Annotated in this window: 21 protein-coding genes, 2 tRNA genes and 1 rRNA gene; 14 read left to right on the top strand and 10 right to left on the bottom strand. The window is 63.1% G+C overall.

The genetic code is table 11. The features are described from left to right. From ACSFC5_RS20075 to ACSFC5_RS20055, 5 genes are all read right to left on the bottom strand, one after another. A 16S ribosomal RNA gene (locus ACSFC5_RS20075) occupies nucleotides 1-65 on the bottom strand; the annotation flags it as partial. Nucleotides 66-621: 556 nt separating this feature from the next. Continuing rightward, nucleotides 622-1,968 carry an RNase J family beta-CASP ribonuclease gene (locus tag ACSFC5_RS20070; RefSeq protein WP_440766978.1) on the bottom strand — a complete coding sequence of 449 codons (1,347 nt, stop codon included), beginning with the start codon at nucleotides 1,966-1,968 and terminating at the stop codon, nucleotides 622-624. 221 nt (nucleotides 1,969-2,189) lie between these two features. Next, complete coding sequence (ric, locus tag ACSFC5_RS20065; RefSeq protein WP_440766977.1) at nucleotides 2,190-2,894, bottom strand: iron-sulfur cluster repair di-iron protein; 705 nt, start codon at nucleotides 2,892-2,894, stop codon at nucleotides 2,190-2,192. Between the two features lie 550 nt (nucleotides 2,895-3,444). Beyond that, nucleotides 3,445-3,518, bottom strand: a tRNA-Ile gene (locus ACSFC5_RS20060). 67 nt (nucleotides 3,519-3,585) lie between these two features. Then, nucleotides 3,586-4,197: an FxsA family protein gene (locus ACSFC5_RS20055; protein WP_440766976.1), complete on the bottom strand. Its 612-nt coding sequence runs from the start codon at nucleotides 4,195-4,197 to the stop codon at nucleotides 3,586-3,588. A 159-nt stretch (nucleotides 4,198-4,356) separates the two neighbouring features. Between ACSFC5_RS20055 and ACSFC5_RS20050 the strand changes: the two genes are divergently transcribed. The 3 genes from ACSFC5_RS20050 (at nucleotide 4,357) to ACSFC5_RS20040 (ending at nucleotide 7,900) form a co-directional block, all read left to right on the top strand. Beyond that, nucleotides 4,357-6,006 carry a DUF255 domain-containing protein gene (locus ACSFC5_RS20050; protein ID WP_440766975.1) on the top strand — a complete coding sequence of 550 codons (1,650 nt, stop codon included), beginning with the start codon at nucleotides 4,357-4,359 and terminating at the stop codon, nucleotides 6,004-6,006. Nucleotides 6,007-6,092: 86 nt separating this feature from the next. Beyond that, entirely contained in the window at nucleotides 6,093-6,896 is an 804-nt protein-coding gene (locus ACSFC5_RS20045) for a TrmB family transcriptional regulator (RefSeq protein ID WP_440766974.1), read from the top strand. A 164-nt stretch (nucleotides 6,897-7,060) separates the two neighbouring features. Next, nucleotides 7,061-7,900 carry a PGF-CTERM sorting domain-containing protein gene (locus tag ACSFC5_RS20040; protein ID WP_440766973.1) on the top strand — a complete coding sequence of 280 codons (840 nt, stop codon included), beginning with the start codon at nucleotides 7,061-7,063 and terminating at the stop codon, nucleotides 7,898-7,900. 233 nt (nucleotides 7,901-8,133) lie between these two features. Here the strand turns inward: ACSFC5_RS20040 and mptA are convergent, their stop codons facing one another. Next, nucleotides 8,134-9,072, bottom strand: coding sequence for a GTP cyclohydrolase MptA (mptA, locus tag ACSFC5_RS20035; protein WP_440766972.1), 939 nt, complete (start codon nucleotides 9,070-9,072; stop codon nucleotides 8,134-8,136). 492 nt (nucleotides 9,073-9,564) lie between these two features. Here mptA and ACSFC5_RS20030 point away from each other — a divergent pair, with 492 nt between their 5' ends. Further along, nucleotides 9,565-10,497 carry a nucleotidyltransferase domain-containing protein gene (locus ACSFC5_RS20030; RefSeq protein WP_440766971.1) on the top strand — a complete coding sequence of 311 codons (933 nt, stop codon included), beginning with the start codon at nucleotides 9,565-9,567 and terminating at the stop codon, nucleotides 10,495-10,497. A 341-nt stretch (nucleotides 10,498-10,838) separates the two neighbouring features. Further along, complete coding sequence (locus tag ACSFC5_RS20025; RefSeq protein WP_440766970.1) at nucleotides 10,839-11,612, top strand: DNA-directed RNA polymerase subunit epsilon; 774 nt, start codon at nucleotides 10,839-10,841, stop codon at nucleotides 11,610-11,612. 20 nt (nucleotides 11,613-11,632) lie between these two features. Here ACSFC5_RS20025 and ACSFC5_RS20020 read toward each other — a convergent pair whose 3' ends face one another. After that, a complete protein-coding gene (locus tag ACSFC5_RS20020; RefSeq protein ID WP_440766969.1) occupies nucleotides 11,633-12,697 on the bottom strand; it encodes a pyridoxal-phosphate-dependent aminotransferase family protein in 1,065 nt (354 codons plus the stop codon). Nucleotides 12,698-12,822: 125 nt separating this feature from the next. Between ACSFC5_RS20020 and ACSFC5_RS20015 the strand changes: the two genes are divergently transcribed. Next, nucleotides 12,823-13,443: a DsbA family oxidoreductase gene (locus ACSFC5_RS20015; protein WP_440766968.1), complete on the top strand. Its 621-nt coding sequence runs from the start codon at nucleotides 12,823-12,825 to the stop codon at nucleotides 13,441-13,443. Between the two features lie 180 nt (nucleotides 13,444-13,623). On the opposite strand, the gene ACSFC5_RS20010 is transcribed toward ACSFC5_RS20015, so the two are convergent. Continuing rightward, on the bottom strand, nucleotides 13,624-14,481 hold the full coding sequence (locus ACSFC5_RS20010; protein ID WP_440766967.1) for an NAD(+)/NADH kinase: 858 nt from the start codon (nucleotides 14,479-14,481) through the stop codon (nucleotides 13,624-13,626). A gap of 261 nt (nucleotides 14,482-14,742) precedes the next feature. Between ACSFC5_RS20010 and ACSFC5_RS20005 the strand changes: the two genes are divergently transcribed. The 5 genes from ACSFC5_RS20005 to ACSFC5_RS19985 all read left to right on the top strand — a co-directional run bounded on the left by ACSFC5_RS20005 (nucleotide 14,743) and on the right by ACSFC5_RS19985 (nucleotide 18,655). Further along, nucleotides 14,743-15,798: a KaiC domain-containing protein gene (locus ACSFC5_RS20005; RefSeq protein ID WP_440766995.1), complete on the top strand. Its 1,056-nt coding sequence runs from the start codon at nucleotides 14,743-14,745 to the stop codon at nucleotides 15,796-15,798. Nucleotides 15,799-15,911: 113 nt separating this feature from the next. After that, nucleotides 15,912-16,151: an amphi-Trp domain-containing protein gene (locus ACSFC5_RS20000; protein ID WP_440766966.1), complete on the top strand. Its 240-nt coding sequence runs from the start codon at nucleotides 15,912-15,914 to the stop codon at nucleotides 16,149-16,151. A gap of 15 nt (nucleotides 16,152-16,166) precedes the next feature. Beyond that, entirely contained in the window at nucleotides 16,167-16,529 is a 363-nt protein-coding gene (locus ACSFC5_RS19995) for a hypothetical protein (protein WP_440766965.1), read from the top strand. A 153-nt stretch (nucleotides 16,530-16,682) separates the two neighbouring features. Continuing rightward, on the top strand, nucleotides 16,683-17,117 hold the full coding sequence (locus ACSFC5_RS19990) for a universal stress protein (RefSeq protein ID WP_440766964.1): 435 nt from the start codon (nucleotides 16,683-16,685) through the stop codon (nucleotides 17,115-17,117). Nucleotides 17,118-17,290: 173 nt separating this feature from the next. Next, complete coding sequence (locus ACSFC5_RS19985) at nucleotides 17,291-18,655, top strand: hypothetical protein (RefSeq protein WP_440766963.1); 1,365 nt, start codon at nucleotides 17,291-17,293, stop codon at nucleotides 18,653-18,655. A 34-nt stretch (nucleotides 18,656-18,689) separates the two neighbouring features. On the opposite strand, the gene ACSFC5_RS19980 is transcribed toward ACSFC5_RS19985, so the two are convergent. Beyond that, nucleotides 18,690-19,598 carry an NAD-dependent epimerase/dehydratase family protein gene (locus ACSFC5_RS19980; RefSeq protein WP_440766962.1) on the bottom strand — a complete coding sequence of 303 codons (909 nt, stop codon included), beginning with the start codon at nucleotides 19,596-19,598 and terminating at the stop codon, nucleotides 18,690-18,692. Nucleotides 19,599-19,942: 344 nt separating this feature from the next. Here ACSFC5_RS19980 and ACSFC5_RS19975 point away from each other — a divergent pair, with 344 nt between their 5' ends. The 3 genes from ACSFC5_RS19975 to ACSFC5_RS19965 all read left to right on the top strand — a co-directional run bounded on the left by ACSFC5_RS19975 (nucleotide 19,943) and on the right by ACSFC5_RS19965 (nucleotide 21,901). After that, the gene (locus ACSFC5_RS19975; RefSeq protein WP_440766961.1) at nucleotides 19,943-20,908 is read left to right on the top strand and encodes a transcription initiation factor IIB; all 966 of its coding nucleotides are present in this window, start codon (nucleotides 19,943-19,945) and stop codon (nucleotides 20,906-20,908) included. A 185-nt stretch (nucleotides 20,909-21,093) separates the two neighbouring features. Next, nucleotides 21,094-21,396 (top strand): CopG family ribbon-helix-helix protein, encoded by a 303-nt coding sequence (locus ACSFC5_RS19970; protein WP_440766960.1) that lies wholly within the window; start codon nucleotides 21,094-21,096, stop codon nucleotides 21,394-21,396. Between the two features lie 13 nt (nucleotides 21,397-21,409). Then, nucleotides 21,410-21,901 (top strand): PIN domain-containing protein, encoded by a 492-nt coding sequence (locus ACSFC5_RS19965; protein WP_440766959.1) that lies wholly within the window; start codon nucleotides 21,410-21,412, stop codon nucleotides 21,899-21,901. Nucleotides 21,902-21,924: 23 nt separating this feature from the next. Here ACSFC5_RS19965 and ACSFC5_RS19960 read toward each other — a convergent pair. Further along, a tRNA-Gly gene (locus tag ACSFC5_RS19960) sits at nucleotides 21,925-21,995 on the bottom strand. Nucleotides 21,996-22,065 lie beyond the last annotated feature (70 nt).

The raw sequence follows: 22,065 nt of genomic DNA, 5'->3' as shown, positions 1-22,065 counted from the left end.
TCGTACAACTAGCATGGCTAAATCGGACTCCAATAGCAATGACCTCCGGCAGGATCAACCGGAATGCTATATTACTCCCGACCTTGTGGTCGGGAGGGTTCATTTGGCGGTGAATGTAACTTCTTGTACACACTCACACATAAATGGGTCCACGTTCGGCGACCCAGACCGACGACCGGTCAGGCGTCACCGAACTACCAAGGCTAACATCAGACCCCTTCTGTACGGCGGACCGCAGGGGAAGGGTCCTCATCTCCTTCGGATTAAATTGTAATCGCCGACCACTACATAAGGCCTGCGAATCGAACCTTCAACGAGAGGGAGTCTCACGCATTCTAACGGTGGTTATCGGACGATCATTCGATCGGCCAGTAAGTGCAGATGCGCGAGGTTCCAACGCCAATTTCAGCTACTATTATGGTCGAAGTGACCCAATAGTGTATCTACGACAATTACGCTCGAGTGAAAACTGGAACGGGCGATAGGGACCGAACTCGTCTGGCCGTGGCTCACCGGGTGAGGTCAGCAAAGAATGGGTTGTGGCCACCGTCGTTTCGAGCACACCGGTTCGAGCCGAAACACGCCCGATCGCACGCGCGACAGCCCTGTGTCTGAGAGGGGTTACACGAGCTCGATGATGTTTCCGTTCGACGTAATGTGAATGTCTCGTCCAAGCGTGTACCCTTGGTTAGAGGCGAGATCGACGTATCCCGACAACCCCTTCAGATTCTGGTGAGCCGGAACGATATGCTGTGGCTGCAACGCGTCGAGCATCTCGTAGTGCCCCTCCTGACAGAGGTGACCGGAGACGTGGATGTCGGAGTACACGCGCGCACCCTGCATGCCCAGCAGCTTCTCGGATTGATACCGTTGTCCCTCGTTCGTTGGCTCGGGGATCACGCGTGCAGAGAAAAGCACCTTGTCCCCGTTATCGAGTTGGTACGGTGTTTCTCCACGGGCCATTCGCGTGAGCAGTGCCCGCGGCTCACCCTGGTGACCCGTCACGACGGGCAGGAAGTTCTCCTTGCCCTCGTTCATGATCCGTTCTAACGTCTGATCGATGGACCGACGGTAGCCGACCATATCTACGTCGGACGGAAAATCCACCCCCATTCGTTTCGCGGTTCCCGAGTACTTCTCCATCGAGCGGCCGAGCAGAATTGGCTCGCGACCGATGTCTCGAGCGAACTCGATGAGGCTCGTCACGCGGGCAATGTGGCTCGCGAACGTCGTGGCGACAATGCCGCCGTCGTAGTCCTCCATGCTGTAGAGGACGTCCCGGAGGTGTTCGCGCGCGACGTTCTCGCTGGGCGTTCGGCCCTTCTTGTTCGCGTTGGTACAGTCCTCGATGTAACAGAGGACGCCGTCGCCCTCGCGGCCGATCTCACGGAAGCGATCCATATCGATCGGATCGCCGATGACGGGCGTATGGTCCATCCGCTTGTCCAGTCCGTAGACGACTGCGCCCTCCGGCGTGTGGAGCACGGGATTGATCGCCTGGATGATCGAGTGCGTGACGTTAACGAACTCGAGTTCGACTTGCCCGCTGTCGCCGATTGACATCGTCTCGCCAGCCTCCATCCTGATGATCTCATTGTCGAAACTGAACTTCTCTTCGTCACCGACCTCCTCCTCGACCAGTTCACAAGTGAACGGCGTCGCGACGACCGGTGCGTCGTATCGGTGGCCGAGCTTGCTGATCGCACCGATGTGGTCTAAGTGACCGTGGGTCGGAACGATCGCTTTCACGTCGCCCTCGAGGTCGCTCATTACTCGATCGTCGGGGATGGCACCCATGTCGATCAGATCGAGGCTGTGCATCCCCTCGGTCTGGATGTTATCGTGGATCAGAACCTTCGACAGGTTCAGCCCCATGTCGAAGATCACGATATCGTCACCAGCGCGGACCGCAGTCATCTGTCGCCCAACTTCTTCGTAGCCGCCTATCGTTGCAATTTCAATGTCCATTAGTAGACCCGATCATAGCAGTCCTGTGGGACAGTCTCGCAGCCGACGTGGCTGGGTTGTGGGAGTCGGAACGGTCGGCGACGTGAACAAATCCGTCGGTCACGTCCTCGCAATATCGACCGTTCGGTCCCGACTGTGTGCCACGGACAGCGCTTCTTTCGGTTAGCTATCTAATGAAACTCCAGACGTAAGTACTCCGGGTCTCGAGTTGGTCGGGCAGATCACGCCGACGCCAGCACTGCCTTGGCGTCGAGAAATAGCACGTTGTTTTCCTTGTGGATGTGTGCGTGCATATCCTCCTCGAGCAACTGCAGCCGATCGAGCATATTTCGACAGCTCGTACAGGCGTCTGCCGGAATCGTAAAGTCGTCGCTCAGGTCTCGAATCGCCTCGAGATGAGACGCCGCTGCGTCGTGGTCCGACTCGAGATGATCGATCGCATCGCGGATCCGTTCCGCCTCCGCGTCGGTCCGAACCGTTTCGTCGTCCAACGTGACGATCTCGGGAAAGACAGTCTCCTCTTCGTCGGCGATGTGCTCCATAACGTCCGCCTCGAGGGCGAGGAATTCGGATTCGATCGCCTCGAGTTCAGGGTGGTTCTGCCCGTGCACGCGAGTAACTTTCCGAACGGTACGCTCGAGCGACGGGAGTTCGGACCGGAGAAACTCGTGGTGGGTCTCGACAATGTCGTCGACGAGTTTCGAGAGGGACGCGTCGGTCAGGTCGCTCGAATCAGTCGACCGAGCGTCTGCCAGCCGCTCGAGGGTCGGCTGGACCGCGAGCCCGTTTTCCTTGCAAGCCTGTTCCAGCGCGGTGTCACCGCCACAGCAGTAGTCGAGACCGAGTGATTCGAACACCGGTGCGAGTTCGGGGTTTGCTCTGACGAGCTGTCCCAGGTGCGTCTCCGGATCGATTGTCGATGTCATTGTCTGTGATATGAGTCGGTATCTGATCGGTCGGTAGCGGAACGATCCCGGAAGTTCCTGGTACCGCTCGAGTGACCGCCACCGAGGGACTCGTCCGGCTTCGGGTTGCCTATCTGACTCCAGGTGATGGAAATCACTGTCCGAGAAAGCCACTTCTCCCGAATATGTTCCGCTGTTGGGTCGGTAGCTGCTGGGTATGTCGGAAGGCATTCTAGCGAGTACGCTGTAGATAGTGGCCGACTGTGGACGATACAGAAACCGAATGAGAGTTCCCGGATGTGAACCACCTCGAGACGTTCCGGGTTGCTCGTTCCACTCGCTTCCCGAGCATGCGACTCGCGTAGTTACAATCCGAGTAGGATTCCATATTTGCGGCTCGCGGAATTGCTCGCCGCAAAAGTATGGGCCAACTCGGATTTGAACCGGAGGAAGACATTCCGGGTCGCTCACTTCGTTCACTCCCGGGCTGTGACTTCCAGGGTTCAAAATCCGAGTGGGATGTATTTCTGCTGCTCACGGCACACTACGTTCGCATTGTTCGCAGTAGAAATGGGCCAACTCGGATTTGAACCGAGAGCCTCCACCTTATCAGAGTGGCGCTCAACCTGATTGAGCTATTGGCCCGCGTCGCAATCAATAGTTGCCGGGTGGGATGTTTAAGCGTTTCTTTCTTGGTGGCCCGTGCGAACCGCTACCGCGTGGGGTGGTCCCCGGCGTCGTCGTCCGATTCGTCCGACAGATCCGAGGTCCGCTCGTCGCCGAAATCGATCGTGTACGACTCGCCACCGGTTCCGTCGTCGACGGAGTAGTCGTCGGCACCGAGATCGTACGTTCCGTTCTCGCTCGAGGCGTCGTGCCCCTCTCGAGCCATCCCCTCGTCCGGGAAGCCGAAGGTCCAGACCTGTCCGCTGGTAAATCCGCCGGTCTTCTTGTCCGCGTAGGGGACGATCACGAAGCGCTTGAGTCCGGCGCGGATCGGGATCCGCGTCAGCGGGATCACGAGCAGGAAGCCGATGAGGTCCGTGACAAGGCCGGGTGTGAGCAGGAACGCGCCGGCGGCAATCAGCAGGCCGCCGTCGAGCAGTTCGTTGGTCGGCGGCTTCCCCTCCATCAGCGACCGCTGCATCTTCCGGATGGTTCGGCGACCCTCGGCGCGCACGAGCAACATGCCGATGAGCCCGGTCAGGACGACGAGCAACACCATCCCGACCCAGCCGATGTACGTCGTCTGGCTGACGACGACGGCGAGAATCACCGCGTCGAGAAAGGGGATGAGCAACAGCGCGAAGATCCACCGGAGCATGCCCCGATATAGCCGGGGGAGGGTGAAAACGCTTTACTCTCGTTTCGCGTTCGGTGATTTCGCTGGCCTCGAGTGACAGGCGAGCCTCGGGCCCGGACACTGCGAATTCGAGCCACGATCGAACGAAGGGCTTACGCCGGCGACAGCCGAGGTGTCGGTATGGACGATCCGACACGCGTCGAGTGGCGCGAGTGGGGACCGGACGCCTTCGACGAAGCGGCGAAGGCGGACGTTCCCGTCTTGCTCTCGCTCACGGCGACGTGGTGTGACCACTGCCACGAAATGGACCGAGAGACGTACGCGGAGCCCCGAATCGCGGCGAACGTCAACGACAGTTTCGTCCCGATACGGGTTGACGTGGATCGTTACCCGCGCGTGCGTGATCGGTACAACATGGGCGGCTTTCCCTCGACGGTCTTTCTCGCCCCCGACGGGACGGTGTTGACCGGCGCGGGCTACCTCGGCCACGACGGAATGCGACAGGTACTGGACAGCGTTCGGACCATGTGGGACACCAAAGGGAGCGGCGCCGGACGGGTTCCACGGCCGCTTCGGGAGGACAGCCCGCCCGCGGGCGAACTCACGACCGATATCGAATCCGCGATGCTCGGCCAGCTGACCGAGACCTACGACGAGGTCGCCGGCGGCTGGGGCCAGAGCCCGAAGTTTCCGCTCCCCGACGCCCTCGAGTTCGCGCTCAAACGCGACCGGGAGATGGCGCTGCGATCGTTCGACGCGGTCGGCGCGAACCTGTTGGACGAGTACGACGGCGGCTTCTACCGATTCGCAACCGATCGCGACTGGTCCGGACTCCAGTACGAGAAGTTACTCGACTCCAACGGCGCACTCGTACGCGCGTTCGCGAACGCCTACCTGCACACGGGCAAAGACGAGTACCGAGAACCCGCCGAACGAACCATCGAGTACCTCACGACGACGCTGTGGAACGACGACGCCGACGCGTTCGCGAACAGTCAGGCGCCCGGCGACGACGCCGCACACAGCCTCGACGCGACCGACCGCGCTGCAGCCGACGAGCCACCGATCGACGACGGCGTCTTCGCCGGGCCGAACGCGCTGGCGATCGAGGGGCTCCTGACCTACTTCGCCTACACCGATGACGAACGCGCTCGGCGGTACGCCGAACGCGCACTCGGAACCCTGCGAGACGACCTGCTTACGGACGGCGTCGCCGCTCACGCCCTCGAGGGCGGGATAGAATCCGACGAGAGCGGCGAACCAACCCCGCTGCTCACCAACCAGGCGCGCACGTTAGCTGCACTGACGACCGCCGGGAGCACCCTCGAGGGAGACGTCCTCGAGGACGCTACCGCGGTCGCAGACGCGACGATCGATCGGCTTCACGACGGGTCATCGTTCCTCGACGGGCCGGCGACGGGCGTCGGACTGGTCGACCGCCCGCTTCGACCGCTCGACGCGAACGTCGCGTTCGCGGACGCGCTTCTAGAGCTATCGGTGCTGACCGGCGAGGAACGATACCGCGACGTCGCGCGAGAAACGCTCGAGGCGTTTGCCGGCGCAAGCGATCGCTTCGGCGTCCAGATAACCCGGTACGCGACGGCTACCGCGCGATTACTCGAGGGACCGCTGGTGATCCGCGTCGCGACCGAACCCGGAACCGACCTCCATCGAGCCGCCCTTCGATTGGCCGATCACGAGAAAGTCGTCGTTCCCGACGCCGCTGATCTCGAGTCTGGAACGACTCGAGTCGAACGCGGGGAGACCGTCTCGGAGCCCGCCAAAACCCCGGCCGAGTTGAGTGAACGCGTACAGGCGATCCTGGAGTAACGCCCGACTGCTCGTCTGTGTCGGGGGAATCACTCGGCTGTCAAACCACCACAGCGTTTATGTTTCTTCGGTTGGTCTGTCGGCACATGGCCAGTCTCAGGGATCTCGGGCTCTCGGAATACGAGGCTCGAGCGTATCGAGCGCTCCTCAACACCGGCCCCACAACGGCCAAGGAGTTGTCGCGGGCGAGCGACGTGCCGATGGGACGGATCTACGACGTGTTGAACAGCATCGAACAGTACAACCTCGTCCGGAGCCAGACCGCGAGCCGACCGAAGAAGTACGTCGCCGTCGAGCCGTCGACGGCCCTCGATCGGCTGCTCGACGACAAGAAGCGCGAACTCGAGGAGAAGGCCGACCAGTACGAGTCGATCGTCGACGATCTGGCCGACGAACTCGACGCGGCGGAGCCGGTCGAAGACCAGTTCTGGACGGCCGCCGTCGGTCCCGACGAGACGATAGACCTCCTCCTCGAACGACTCGCGGCCGCCGACGACCACATCGTGATGGTCTCCGCGGATCCGGCCCCGCAGTGGGATCTGCAGGCCGTCAGCGAGGAAGTTAACGCGGAGGTCGAAGACGCCCTCGATCGGGGTGTCACGGTCGATCTCTTGATGACCCGCGAGATGGTCTCGTCGCTCTCCGAAGACGTGGGCCGACGCTACCGAGAGACCCTCCAGCAGCGCGACGATTTCGACGTGCGGACGAACGACGACGTTTCTGGCTCGTTCAACATTATCGACGGCGTCGAGGTCTGTATTCAGGTGCCGAATCCCCTCTCCTCGGGCGACGCGTTCGGGATGATCGACCTCAAAGATCCCGATTTCGCCGCGAACGTCCACGAGGAGTTCGTCCCGCGGTGGGACGTGGCCGACCCGCTCGAGTTCTGAGTCCGCGACCGCACGGTTTCGTTCCTGGCGATCATCGACGCGCAGTTCGCTCCCTCCTACTCCACCCACGAGCGACCGGAACGGCAGTTCGTCGGCGAGAGCCCACCGAGAGTCCTGGCTCTCTGACCAGGTACATTTATGATAATAACACAGGAATTCAGGATATGAGTGCAATTACGAACGAGAGAATCGGTTCGATCGGGTTGACGGCGATCGTCTTGGTAGCCATGACACTCGGCACCGTCGCAATGCCCGTCGCCGCTCAGGAGGACGTCGACTCGCGAACCATGGATATCACCGTGTCCGAAGACGGGTCTGTCGAGCGGATGGAGGTTGCCTGGGGAATGGACGAGGAAACCTACGAAGAGTACGAGATGTACGCAGAGTGGGAGGGATATGAGCAGGTTGACGACTGGTTCGAATCACTGTACGAAGAGGAGGACTGGATCGGGGATTCCTCGGTGACGACGACGGAGATCGACGGCGGATACGCGCTCTCGATCGAACTCGTCGACGTCGACACGAGCGAGGAACCACAGGTCAACATCGAAATAGAAGAACAGTCAGTCATCTACGAGGAGTTCGACGTCCCGGATCCTGCCGAAGATCCTGATATCACGGAGTCAACGCATCGGGTGAACATGCCCGGAGAGATCACCGATTCGAACGCCGACGAGGTCGACGGCAACGTTGCGGTGTGGAATCACCACGACGAACACACGGACGAGTTGTTCGCCCAGGCGGCCCTCGACGGCGGTATCGAACTCGAGGTCGAAGAAGAGACGGAAACGAATACCGAGAGTGCCGACGACGAATCCGAGACTGAGACGAACGACGAGGGCGACGACGGAACCGATACCGAGGACGACACCGAGAGTACGTCCGCGAACGACGGCGATGACGGCGACGACGATAGCATGCCAGGCTTCGGAGGTGCCGTCGCCCTCGCTGCCCTCTGTCTCGCCGCGCTGTTGACGGGACGTCGACGACTGGACTCCCGGTAGCGGACGGGACCCCGGTAACGACTCGCAAAGACGCTTCGCGTCTCGAACCACTTCACCCCGAAGCAGTTCACGCGCGCAGTAGACTCAGACGGGGGGTCGTCCGAAAACACTGAGACCGAGCCATCGAGCGTCTCGAGCGAGAACCGGACGAAACCCATGCCGTCACTGACGGACGTGCCGGCGGAGGGACTGTAGACGAACAGAACGGACAGTAACGAATATCGATCGACGGCTTAGCGCTCGAGGTCGCCGTTGACCTCCTCGCGCAGCGTCCCCATCTCGACGACGCGGTCGGCGTGGGCGTTGTGCTGGTGGATCGATTCGTCGTTGGACTGTTTCATCGTGATCACGGCGTCGTCCGCGAGGTGGTCGAACTCGTTGACGACGCCCTCGGCGAGCGCGCGCACGCAGTCCTCGACGAACTTCGCGTCCGAGTGCGCGTCGAAGGTCATGTGATCTTCGTCCGGTCGCTTCGCGAGGTTGTAGATCCGGGCGCTCATCGCGTCGCGCGCGATGTCGATGACGTCGTTCAGATCGACCTCGGGGTCGCCGCTCGCTTCGACGGTCAGGGTCGCGTGGCCGCGCTGGGAGTGGCCCGGCTGTGGGACTTCCTCGAGGAACTCGGTGATCGTCTCCTGTTCGACGCCTAGATCCTCGAGCGTCTGTTTCGCGCGCGCGGCCGACATCCCCTGCGAGCACGGACAGACGGTCATCCCCGTCACTTCCGCGCCGATCTCCTCGCGCGTTCCCTCCTCTGTCGCCGTCGCGGAGGCGATGATATCGACCGTGTGCTGGGTTTCGCGGTCGCTCGCGGGCGTCTGCTCGCGGCGCATGAACTCCGCTTCCATCGAGACCTTCGCGGTGGAGGTGTAGTCGTGTTTCTCGAGCAGCCGTTTTGCCGCGTCGCCACAGACGTCCTCGACGCGGTAGGCCTCCTCGCGGGTGGCCTCCTCCAAGATCTCGTCGATGACCTCCATATTGCGGCTCATGTCCGCACCCTTGCGCCAGGCGGGGAGATCGACGAAGACTTGGAACTCGGCGGTGAGGACGATCGGGCGTTTGCCCTCGCGGGCGATCTTGACGAGTTTGTCGACGCCGGTGACGCCGACCTGACTCAGACCGACGGTGACGTCGGGTGACGTTGCCTGCACGTCCGGGAGCTGGTGACTCATTGTCCGCATTCAGGGCAGGGGGCGATTCAACCTTTCGAAAGCTGCAGTCCTCGGTGGACGGCTGGCCACTATTGCCAGCTACAACGCGTGTCGTCGGTGCTCGACTCGAATCTCGCGCTCGACCGTTCTTTAAGTGCTTCTGGTCACAAGGTGAAGATACGACGGGAGATAAGCGCTTCTCGAGGAATCACACGGAGTAGTCGCGACTATGCTCTCGAGTGATGATCGAAGCGTCGGCCACGGTTTACTATGTCTCTGGTGCATAGTGATGTTACAAGGAGAACGGCGCTTCTCAGGAGTTCACGACGCCCAGCAGGGGTGCAAAACCGACTCGTCTAAAGAACGGATCCATCACAGTTCGTCGAGCGGCGGTCAGTGCCGCAGCCGGCGTTCTTTAAGTGCCTCTAGTCACAAGGTAAAGCTACGAAGGGCATTTCGGCGCGGTCACACCGCGGTTTCGATTCTCTCTCTTCCAGTACTCGAGCGACAGCTATGGCCACCGTTCCGAACCGCGTTCGCGAAGCCGTCGACGACCTGTTGGACGTGATCGAACGCGAGCACGGCGTTTCCATCGCACTGGCGGTCGCCCGCGGTAGTCACGCCTGGGGTGCAGCGAGCCCCGCAAGCGACTACGACGTCGGCTTCGTCTTCGTCCCCGAGGATCTACGGTGCTACGCCCATCTCGAGGAGCCACCGACGGCGATCCACGACGAGGCCGAGAGCAACGGCATCGAACTGCAGGGCTGGGACGTCCGCACGTTCGCGCAACTGCTCGCGGACTCCAACGACGGCGCGATCGATCTGCTTCGGAGTCCGATCCGCTATCGCAGCGCGTACGATCCGACCGAACTCGCCGAATACATCGAACGCACGTACAACCCGATGGATCTCTATCACGCGTGGCGCGGCATCGCGACCAGCAACTACCGCAAGTACATCTCACACCATCTGGTGGCTACCGACGACGAACTGGTTCCAATCCTCGAGGTGCTTGAGGCCGAAGGCGCGTACCTCGTCGAGACCGACGACGGAACGAAGCGGATCCCGGTCGACGATGAGCGGTTCACCGAGACGCAGACGAAACCCACAGTAAAACGGAACCTGACGATCTGTCGGGCCGCGATGTCGGCTCGATACCTGCGGGCGACCGGCGAGCGGAGCGAGCACGACTTGCCGGCGCTCGAGTTCGGGACTTTCCTGACCGAGCAAGCGCCAGCGGTCTTCGAGACGGACCGGATCGAGCGCGCTCGAGAACTGCTCGAGCGGAAACGGGCTGGCGAAGGAGCCGTCGAAATCGGTGACGCCGTCGGCCGCAAGTTCGCCCATCCGCCGCGGGAGATCGATCCCGGGATTCACGCACGAGAGGGACCGGATGCCGCGACACTGGACGAGTTCGTCGACGAACTGATCGCTGCGACCGAGTAGCAAAGTCGAGTCGGCGTTTAAGTGCTTCTGGTCACAAGGTGTAGATACGACGGGAGAACGGTCGTTCTAACGCACTCGCATTCGCCAGTCGAGAGCAGTCTCCGTTTCGAAAGCCGTGGCCACGCAAGGACACCGCAGCAGTTCTTTAAGTGCTTCTAGTCACAAGGTGAAGCTACGAAGAGCTTTTCGCGAACCGTAGATCCTCGAGAGTTCCAGCGCTGCGTACGTCGAAGAAACCGACGCGAGTGGCGCGGAAACCTATCCATTCCAGTGTCAGTCAGCCTGAGAGACCATCCGACTGGAGCGAGCCTTTTTCCGTCTGCCTGTCTGAGCGGGAGGTAATGAGAGACGACGGTGCTGAACCCGCAGGCGTCGACCACCCTTCCGCCGTCGGCGACGGCCAGCAACTCGAGTACGACGAGGACCGTCACCTCGAGACGCGCCCCGGCTCGGGCTCGCTCTCCCGGGCGGACGTCCAGCGCGACTCGACGGTCCGACAGTGGGGCGTCGTCACGCCGAGTGCGACCGTCATCGGCCGCGCGGAGTCTCCCGACGCGGACCTCTCCGAAAGCATCCGCCGGCTCCACGACGAGCAACACGGCGCGACGCCGGGCTACAGCGAGCGTGCCCACCACTTAGACCGGCTGCGGACGACGCAGGCGCTGTGTAACGCCCTCGACGTGACGCCATGGCAGCGCGATCTGGCACTGGGCGTCATGGACGAAATCGACCTCACCGAGTTCGGCAGCCAGCGCGCGATCGAGAAGGTCGCGCTGGTCGTCATCCGCCACGTCGTCGACGTCGACCGCCAGCAGTACTTCGGACTGGACGATATCGACACGCAGGCGCTGTCGCCCGACCGCATGGAGGAGCTGTTCGGGCAGTATCGCGCCCACGATATCACCGACGAAGAGACGTTTAAACGCCTCGCTGCCGACTACGGACTGGACACGACGAGCCTGAACCGGCTTCGACGCGTGCTCAAGGCCCAACTCGAGGACGAGTTGCCGGCTTACGGCCGAAACCCGTACCGGGATCCCAACCTGCCGGACGTGACGGGGACGACCGACGAGAGCGCGAGCGCGACTGCGGGCGGAGACGCGAACGGGAGCTAACGCCGATTTGTAGCGGAACGTTACTCCAACACGGCAGCGACGGCATTCATCGCCCGATCGACCTTTTCGACGTCGGCGTTGTACCCCATGTGCCCGAGCCGAAGGATGTCGTCTTCCAGCTCTCCCAGCCCGGTCGCCAGCACGATTCCCGCCTCGTCGGCGACTCGCTGCTGGATCCGTCTCGCCTCGCCCGGGAGGTGAAACGCCGTTACCGTCGGTGACGCCCGTTCGAGGTCGGGATACAGCTCGAGGCCGAGTTCGGCCCCCCGTTCTCGACACCGTTCGGCGGCCGCCTCGTGGCGCGCGAAGACGGAGTCGAGACCCTCCGCGAGTAGTCGATCGAGCGCCGCGTCGAGCGCGGCGACGTTCGCGTCCAGATGGGTGTAGGGGAAGCCGTCGGAGACGTCCCGCCACGGGAGGAAGTTCGTGTAGAGCGAGGACGGATCGCGCTCCTCCATCGCCGCCCATGCGCGGTCGCTGATCGCCGCGGTCGTCAGCCCCGGCGGCGCGCTGAAACACTTCTGGGAGGCCCCCAGACAGACGTCGATCCGGTCGGTCGGTACCGACGTCCCGCCGAGCGACGAGACGGCGTCCACGACGCTCAGGACATCGTGCTCCTCGAGCAGGTCCAGGACGGGGCCCATGTCGTTGAGCGTCCCGGTCGGCGTCTCGCAGTGGACCAGCGTCGCCAATTTGAACGGATCGCCCGCTTCGTCGGCCTCTTCGAGCGCCGTCGCGATCGCTTCGAGATCGTAGCCCTCGTCGTACGGCGCGGCAACGAGTTCGGCCTCGCCGTCGTACGAGTCGACGAAGTCCGCAAAGCCGTCGCCGTAGAGTCCGTTCGAGACGCAGAGCACCCGGTCGCCGGGGCAGACCAGCGAGGCGATGGCCGCCTCGAGGCCGAGGATTCCCTCGCCGCCGGGAACGACGACGTCGTGTGACGTGTCGTAGATCGCCGCGAGTTTCGTACAGACGTCGTCGTAGCGGTCGGCGAATTCGGGTTCGAGATCGGGGTTCGGTTGCTCCGCGGCCATCGCCTCCCGGACCGTCGGCGGGACCGTCGTCGGACCTGGCGTGAATCGCATACGACCCCGTGCGGTCCGCACCCATTAGCCCGTTACGGGACGTGCTCGAGTAGCCGGTTCGAGACGTCGCGTGCGGAGGGTGCCGGTTGCCGTCGCCTTTTCCGTCGCGACTCCCTACTGAGCGTATGTCCGACGACATTCAGCGAGTCGAACTCTACGCCGACTACGTCTGTCCGTTCTGCTATCTGGGGACGAAATCCTTCGAGCAGTACCGAACACAGCGCGACGAGCCGCTCGAGGTCGACTGGCGGCCGTTCGACCTCCGCAGCGGGAAGCGGAACCCGGACGGCTCGATCGATCACGACGCCGAAGACGGGAAGGACGACCAGTACTTCGAGCAGGCGAGACAGAACGTTCGCCGTCTCCAGGAGGAGTACGGCGTCGAGATGGCCCAGGAGTTGGCGATCGAGGTCGACTCGCTGCCCGCCCAGCAGGCGTCGTGGTACGTCAAACAGGAGTACCCCGATCAGTGGGCTGCCTTCGACGGGGCGATCTACGACGCGCTCTGGCAGGACGAACGGGATATCGGCGACGAGGAGGTGCTGGCCGACATCGCCGAGACGGTCGGACTGCCGGTCGACGACGTTCGGTCCGCGATCGCCGACGACGGGCTTCGAACCGAACTCGAGGACCGATTCTCCATGGCCCAGCGCCGCGGGATCACCGGCGTCCCGACGTTCGTTTCCGGCGAACGGGTCGCCCGCGGTGCCGTACCCCCGGCCCAACTCGAGCAGTTACTCGGCTGAGACGACGGTCGTGCAGAATCGGTTTCGGTGACGGATTTCGAGGCGGGGTTTCGAGGGGGAGTTTTGTTCCGTCCGACCGCACTCATCCCGTCTTTACGATGAAGGCGGAGGCGCGCGAGCGATCCGTTCACGCGAGACAGCCCACGCCACCGTAGAGCACTCACCCGAGACGTCGCTGACTCACTCGAGTTTCCCGAGACTCTCTACGAAATCGCCTCGCGGGCCCACGAGCGTGACGGGAGCATCCGCGACCGAGACGGCGACCGTCGCGGGCGGCTCGAGTCGCTGCCGGTTCCGTCCGTCGCTGATCACGTAGGCGGTGTCGGATCCGGAAACGGCGAGTTCGAGGTCCGTGTCGGGGTCGACGACCAGCGGCGGCATCGCGTCGGCGGCGGCCATCTGCGTGACGACGAGGGCGTCCATCGAGGGGTGGACGAGCGGCCCGCCCTCGCTCAGGTTGTACGCGGTCGAGCCGGTCGGCGTCGCCACGAGCACGCCGTCGGCGTGGCTCTCGGCGTACCGGTCGCCGTCGACCCGAACCTCGACCGTCGCGCCGCCGCCGTGGCCCCGTCGCTTCCCGTGGACGACGACCTCGTTGAGCGCCGGCTCGAGCGTCCACTCCCCGTCGGCACAGGTGGCTTCGAGTCGGGCGAGTTCGCGCCCCTCGAGTGCACCGGTGTCGCGACACTCCGCGACCAGATCGGTGACGACGTCGACGGCGTCGGCGGGCGCGACGGCGTTGAGAAAGCCGACCTCGCCGAGGTTGACCCCGAGAATCGGCGTGGAGCCGACCTCACGGGCGACGAACAGCAGCGTGCCGTCGCCGCCGATGCTCACGACGAGGTCCCGGTCGGCCATCGCGGCGACCGACACCGCGGGTTCGCCGATCGCTTCGCCGGTCGCGTCGTCGACGACAGCGTCTACGCCGCCCGTCTCTCCGTCCTCGACGCCGCGCTCAAGCGTCTCGACCAGTTTGGCGGCGAGTCCCTGTGCGCGCTCGTTGTCCCGTTGTGCGACGATACCGACGGCGACGTCCATTGCCGGCGAGTAGCCCTCCCGTCGTCAAAAAGCCACGTTTTGGTGGGACCGTCCCAGCCGGCTTGTCTGCCCGAGAATCCGGACGGCAACAACATTCATCGTCGTGGGGCACACTCGAGCTACCTGAACGGCGACGCGCGTGTCGCCCACCTCGCATGAGCACGTCCTCGAACACCCCGATCGATTCGTCGATGGCTGTCCGACGAGCGGATGGACTCCGCGACGCCCGCAGCGTTGAACGGTTCGAGCCGACGAACGACGGTGGTCCCCGTGAGTGACGACCGCGAGGACTGGTTCGAACGCGCCCTCGAGGCGAACGAGGAGGAGCCGGGGGGAGAATCAGACGACGATCCGGCGACGCTGGACGACGAGCAAGTGTCAGATGGCGACGGGGACGATGGGCCGGCGGCGGTCGACGCGGATCGCGACGGGTTCGAGTCGCCGGACGGGAGCGACGACACCGGCGGCGACTCGCTGTTCGACGACGACTTCGGGGCGGCGCTCGAGGACGTCGACGTGCCGAACGTCGGGGACGCGCCGGGTCCCGAGGGGTTTTCGGACCTCGATTTCGGGCTCGAGGGCGCGGACGAACCTGACTTCGACGCGGAGCTCGACTCGGAACTGCCGCGACTCGAACTCGGGATCGAGGGGCTCGATCGGATGATTCAAGGGGGCGTCCCCGAACGCTCGTTGATCGTCGCGATGGGCAGCGCCGGGACGGGGAAGACGACGTTCGGACTGCAGTTTCTCGACCACGGGCTGGCGCGGGGCGAGCACGCGGTGTTCATCACGTTGGAGGAGAGCCGCGAGCGCGTGATCGACAGCGCGACCGAGAAGGGGTATCCTTTCGACGAGTACGTCGCCGAGGACCGACTCGCGGTCGTCGACGTCGACCCCATCGAGATGGCCAACAGTCTCGCGTCGATCAAGAACGAACTCCCGGCGCTCATCGAGGAGTTCGACGCGTCGCGGCTCGTGCTGGATTCGGTCTCGTTGCTCGAGATGATGTACGAGGATCGCGCGACGCGGCGCAGCGAGATCTACGACTTCACCCGGAGTCTGAAGGAGGCCGGCGTCACCGCGCTGGTGACCAGCGAGGTGTCCGCAGAGACGCCGTACGCCTCCCGGTACGGCATCGTGGAGTATCTCACGGACGCGGTGTTCGTCCTCCAGTACGTCCGACCGGACGACTTTCGGGAGACGCGACTCGCGATCGAGATCCAGAAGATTCGGGACGCGAACCACTCCCGCGAGAAGAAGCCCTACGAGATCACGAACGAGGGACTCTCGGTCTATCAACAGGCGAACCTCTTCTGAGATGTGTTTCAACGCTGTTTTGCGGATACGACGGCGCTCAGTCACCAGTAAGAGCGTGTTAGGGCCGCGTTCGTTGCCCATACTTTTGCGGCTCTCACCGTCACCGTATTCGTATGGCACAACGGACGACGGCCGACGAGAAACTCCCGCGATCCGAACTCGCAGCGTACCTAGCCGGGCTCTCCGAGGAGTTCGACCGAGATAGCGAGGAGATTCACGTCGATGTCGGCAACAAGACGGTATCGCTGAATCCACCTGAGGAGATCGACTGCTCCGTGGACGTCGTCGAACGCTCCTCGATGCTTCGGGGCAGCCGCGAGACGATCAAAATCGAACTGAGCTGGAAGCCCTGATCCACTCCTGAACCGATGTCTGCCATCGATGCCGCCGTCATCTTCGGTCTCAGTCTCGCCGTCGGGACGGTCGCGATTCTGGGCGGCGTCCGGATCGTCCTGGATCGAGACGCGGGGATCGCCAACGCCGCGGTGACCGCACTGATCGGCGCGGCCGTCTGGGCGGCGACGAGCTATTTCGCCGGCTGGATTCCCTTGCTCGGGATCGTCGTGATGCTCGCCGCCTGGATCGGCGTGATCAACTGGCGGTATCCCGGCGGCTGGGGAACCGCGGCCGCGATCGGAATCGTCGCCTGGATCGTCGCGGTCGCGATCGTCTACGCCACCGCACTGGTCGGTCTCGTCACGCCGGAGGCGCTCGGCATTCCTGGCATCTAGCTGCCGGACGTCGCGGCTTCCGAGCGGTTAGCGGTCCGGATGTGGCGACTTCCGATCGTCACCCGCCGGAGCGTCGTGCGTCGGCGTTCCCACCAGCGGAGAACCACAGCAACCGCTTTTTCACCGCACTCGAGACTCTGGTATAGGGCCGCAATGTACGACACAATCCTCGTTCCCACCGACGGTAGCGATCAGGCGACAGTCGCCGCTGCGCACGCGATCGATATCGCGACGACGAGATCCGCGGCGATACACGTCCTCTCGATCGTCGACGACCGGGCGTTTCTGGTGCTCGACGACGACCGCGTCGACGCAGTTCGGGCCGACCTCCGGGCGAACGCCCGCGGCGCGGTCGACGACCTCGCGACGGACGCACTCGGTCATGATCTCGAGGTCGAGACGGCGATCGAGACGGGTCATCCAGCCGAGCGTATCGTCGACTACGCGGCCGACCACGGCGTCGACCTGATCGTTATGGGGACGAGCGGTGATGAGTACGAGACCAACGTCGTCGGCAGCGTCTCCCAGCGCGTCGTTCGGCAGGCTCCGACACCCGTCCTGACCGTCGGGCCGGATGTCGACGACTAATCCAGTGGCAGAGTCGGTCGCGGTATCCGGCTGCCGGTCACCGTCGCAACGAACTTGTCAGTCGTTGTGATCGAGAAAATCACAGTAACCGCCGGTAACAGCCGTGTTGGCATCGATATCGGTGGGAATCGACCACCTATATTGATATGTCGGTAGTCACTATGTGTGTTCGAATGCGCCGTTCGATCGTCATCGCCGTCACGTTACTTGCGCTCTCTTTCCTCTTCGTCGGCGGTCCGTCGTTGTTGTTCTCTCCCTCAACCGACACCGTTGCACCCGACGAAACGGAGGTGACGCCCAGAATGAGCTCCCTCGAGGAGTCGGACAGCGAGTTCTGGCGGTATCTCAGCCCGACGGAACGCTTCCAACAACGCAGTCCGCTCAACGTCATCGTTCGCGGAGACACCGACGACATCCTGCGAATGATGACCGAGGAGGCGGACGGCGACTGGGAGGAGGTCGAAGAAGTCGAAGCACAGTACGAAGACAACGAAACCGTCCTTCAAGAACAGGAGTTCCTCGAAGAACACGACCGACACGCCACGGGGATCGAGTGGGGTGACGCCCACGGGACGACCCGCTACGCGTACGTCGATCCGGGACCCGACGAGGACGCCTACTGGACCGACGAGTCGGGACAGCTCGAGGACGGAGACTACTACGGTCAGCGCTACCACATACGGCTCTACGAGAGCCCGAACCCGGACGATCAGTGGGTTGCGATGCAGGCCCACACGGAACACTTCGACTGGTTTACGCTTCGCCACCGCGTCGACGGCGTGGAAGCCGCCCAGACGAAAATCGAGCGGGACTTCATGAATCACCCGCGGGTCGACGTCGAACAGGACGTGCGTCGAGTCTACCTCGATAACGACGGCCCCTCGGACGCGAACGGCTGGGCGACCGTCGTCGATCTCACCGGCATGGTTCTCCTGCCCGCCGGCGTCGGACTCGCGGCCAGGCGACGCACCAAAACCGCCAGTACCGGCATCAGCAGAGAAACCGATTCCGAGCAGGTCTCCGATCACACGCCCGACGCGATCGACGACCACCTGACCGACGTCGACCGCCGCCGGATCGCGGCCGCCTACGACCGGCTCGAGGCCGGCCACATCATCCTCGTGTTTACCATCCTCGCGCTGTTCCTCGGTGTGCGACTGGGCGGGGTCGCCCTCGACCGTAACGCCGGGTTCATGACGCCGCACATGATCGCCGCGTTGCTGTACCCGGTGATCGCCCTCGGGATTCCCGTGGCGACGTATCTGATCGCCGGAACGCTCACGCGGCGGCTTGACGCCGCCATCGTCGCCTCGGGCTCGCTCGCGGCGGCGATCTGGCTGGATTACGGCCTGCTCGGCGTGAACTCGCTGCCCGTCGACGTCATCCTCCAGCGAATGCTCGTGGTCGTCGCGCTGGGGCTGATCGCCGGCGGTGCGGCCAAACGCGCGACGCGCGAGTCGCGGTTCAACGACATGCTGATCGCCGGCGTCGTCATGTGGATCGTCGTCCTCGGCGGGACGTTGCTCGGCTACTTCTAAAGCGTCGCGCCCGCGGCACCGCGGCCGTTCACTGCTACAGATACGGTTCGCACACGCGTCGAACCCCCTCCTCGAGCGAGATGGTCGGCTCCCACCCGGTCTCGCGCCGGAGGGCACTCGCGTCCGCACAGGTATCGTGTACATAGACGTCCCCCGGGATCGGGTTCTCGACGAACACCGGTTCGACGTCGGACTCGAGTTCGTCGGCGAGCAGGTCGACGACATCGACGAAGCTGTGAGCGGTGCCCGTTCCGAGATTGTAGAGTCCGGTTAGCTCGGCGTCGGCGACCGCCTCGAGCCCGCGGACGACGTCGTCGACGTGGACGAAATCGCGGGTCTGGCTGCCGTCGCCGTAGAGTGCCGGGCTGGCGCCGCGTGCGATATCGTCGGCGAACTGCGTGACGACGTTCGCGTACGGCCCCTTGTGTCGCTCCGCCCCGTGATAGCCCTGATAGACCGAGAAGAGCCGAACGCCGGAGATAGTCGTCCCGTAGTGAGCGTCGAAATACTCCGCGTAGCGCTCCCTGGCGAGCATCGAGGCCTCGTAGCCGCTCGCGGCCTCGACGGCCGCGCTCTCCGAAACCGGTGCGGTTCGGTCGCCGTAGACCGACGACGTCGAGGCATAGACGACATGCTCGCAGCCGTCGTCGCGGGCCTGCTCGAGCGTGTTGACGAAGCCCTCGACGTTCACGCGCGCGCCGTCCGCGGGATCGCCTTCGTGCATCGCGTACGAGGAGCGCGCGGTGAGGTGAAAGACGACGTCGACATCGGTCGGGAGGTCGTCCTCGAGGACGGATCGGCGGCGATAATCGACGGCGTCCCGGAGGTTTTCGGGGTCGCCCAGTGACTCGTCGTCGATCGCAATCACCTCGTCGCTATCGGCGAGGTGGTTCGCCAAATTCGAGCCGATGAACCCGGCCCCGCCGGTCACCAGTACGCGCATCGGTTCCTGGTGGTCGAGTTCGGCCGATAGTGCGGGCTGCTCTCGGCTAACACTTGTGCGGTCACGGCGAAACGGTCGGTTCGCGCCACCGCGTCCGCTCTTCTGTGGTGCATGTCGGTCGCTTCGAACCGGCTGCTACTAAATCGCACAGCTTCCACGCTGGACGGGTGATTGCGGAAATCGGTTCCGTTCGAGCGTAAATCGAGCACCGTTCGCTCCGCTTTGCGGCGATTTCAACTGGGTTTCCGGCTCGAGACGCGACCGCTAGCAGAACGGGACACAGTAAATGAGGTCACTATTTGACGGCGAGGCCTTAAGGTCCTGCAACTCGGTATCTACATGAAATGGCAAGTTCCACCCGCCAACGCCAACGTGATTCTGAAACTGACGAGAAAACGAACGAAGAAACACATGCGCGGGTGTGTGACGAGTGTGACGGTGGCACGCTCGTCAAAAGCGAGGATCAGGGCGAACTCGTCTGTGACCAGTGTGGACTCATCGTCGAAGGCGCGAACATCGACCGCGGCCCGGAGTGGCGCGCGTTCAACCACTCCGAACGGCAGAACAAGTCCCGCGTCGGCGCGCCGACGACCCAGACGATGCACGACAAGGGCCTGACGACCTCGATCGACTGGAAGAACCAGGACGCCTACGGGCGATCGATCTCTTCGGACAAGCGCAACCAGATGCGCCGCCTGCGCAAGTGGCAGGAACGAATCCGCACCAAGGACGCCGGCGAGCGGAACCTGCAATTCGCCCTCTCCGAGACCGACCGCATGGCCTCCTCGCTCGGGATCCCGCGATCCGTGCGCGAGGTCGCCTGCGTGATGTACCGACGCGCACTCGACGAGGACCTCATCCGCGGGCGCTCCATCGAGGGCGTCGCGACCAGCACACTCTACGCCGCCTGCCGCATGGAGGGCATCCCGCGATCACTCGAGGAAGTCGCCGCCGTCTCCCGGGTCGAGCGCAAGGAGATCGGCCGGACCTATCGGTACGTGGCCCAGGAACTCGGCCTCGAGATGGAGCCGGTCAACCCGAAGAAGTACGTCCCTCGATTCTGCTCGGAGCTCGAACTCTCCGAGGAGGTACAGGTGAAAGCCAACGAGATCATCGACACGACGACCGAAAAGGGGCTGCTTTCAGGCAAGTCGCCGACCGGCTACGCCGCGGCCGCGATCTACGCCGCCTCCCTGCTCTGTAACGAGAAAAAGACCCAGCGCGAGGTCTCCGACGTCGCGCAGGTGACCGAGGTCACGATCCGGAACCGCTATCAGGAGCAGATCGAAGCGATGGGCATCTACGAGTAAGGCGCGGTTGGATTTCGGCAGTCAACTGTACTGTCATTTTCGGGTGGACTCGGGGCTCGAGCGACTGGTATTGCGGTGTCCGAGACGGACATCACGACGGTCGGACCGAAGAGGCGAAAACCGAGCGGCCCACTGGGAGTCTTTATTACTCTGTACATACAATGTATGTACAGTTGGTGAATTCGATGGGAACGACTCGAGTCAACTTCCGGCTTCCGGACGAGTTACTAGAAAAGGCAGACGTCGCAGCCGAAGTGACGCACAAAAACCGGACGGAGATACTCAAAGACGCACTCAACGAATACCTCGAGGAGGTAGAAGACGACGAGAAGTTCAAAGAATCGGTCGTCGAACTGTATCTCGACGACCGGATCACCTTCGAGACGTTGAAAGAGTTCGTCGGTCGGCAGGACGCCGAGTCCGTTCGCGCCTCGAAAACGATTCTCGATCAGGGCGACGAGATCGCGGACGAACTCGCAGATCTGTAGGCGATCCCAGAACATGATCGTCCTCGATACGAGCGCCGTTATTTCACTCAGTACCGCACACACACTGACGCTCGTTCTCGACGAGTTCGACGTTCAAACAACTGGCGCGGTGATTCGAGAGTTGGAGGCGACCGCAGAGTACACCGATACCCACGGCACTGCCGCCGAGAACGCACTCGATGACCGCGTGGAATTCACCGTCCGGACTGTTCCAGAACCGGCAATCGAATCATCACGTATCGATACGGGTGAGGCTAGCTGTGTCCATCTCTGTCAGCAGCTCGAAGCGGATTTCCTGATCACCGACGATCTCCGAGCACTGCCGGAACTACAGACGCTTCTCACGACCACAGTTGCGATCTCACCGCTCCTACTGAAGGCACTGGTCAAACGCGGCGCTCTCGAGAACGAAGCGGCACAGAATCGATTGGAGACGATGGCCGAGAACCGTGATTGGCTCGGAGCTCCCATTTACCGACGGGCACGCAGTCTATTTGACCAGTGATCGCGAACTGTTCGCGATAGAAATGCGCCGGCCGGGAATTGAACCCGGGCCGCGAGCTTGGGAAGCTCGAGTCCTACCACTGGACCACCGGCGCGCTTCGTCTCTGCGTTCCTCGCGCGCCGAGACTCGTAGTTCCGAAGGAACTACTCACCACCGAAACACGT

The sequence above is a fragment of the Natronorubrum marinum genome, from assembly GCF_052040125.1.
Lineage (GTDB): Archaea > Halobacteriota > Halobacteria > Halobacteriales > Natrialbaceae > Natronorubrum.
The sequence above is the reverse complement of the archived record's forward strand: the minus strand, read 5'-3'. Positions and strand labels throughout refer to the sequence as shown.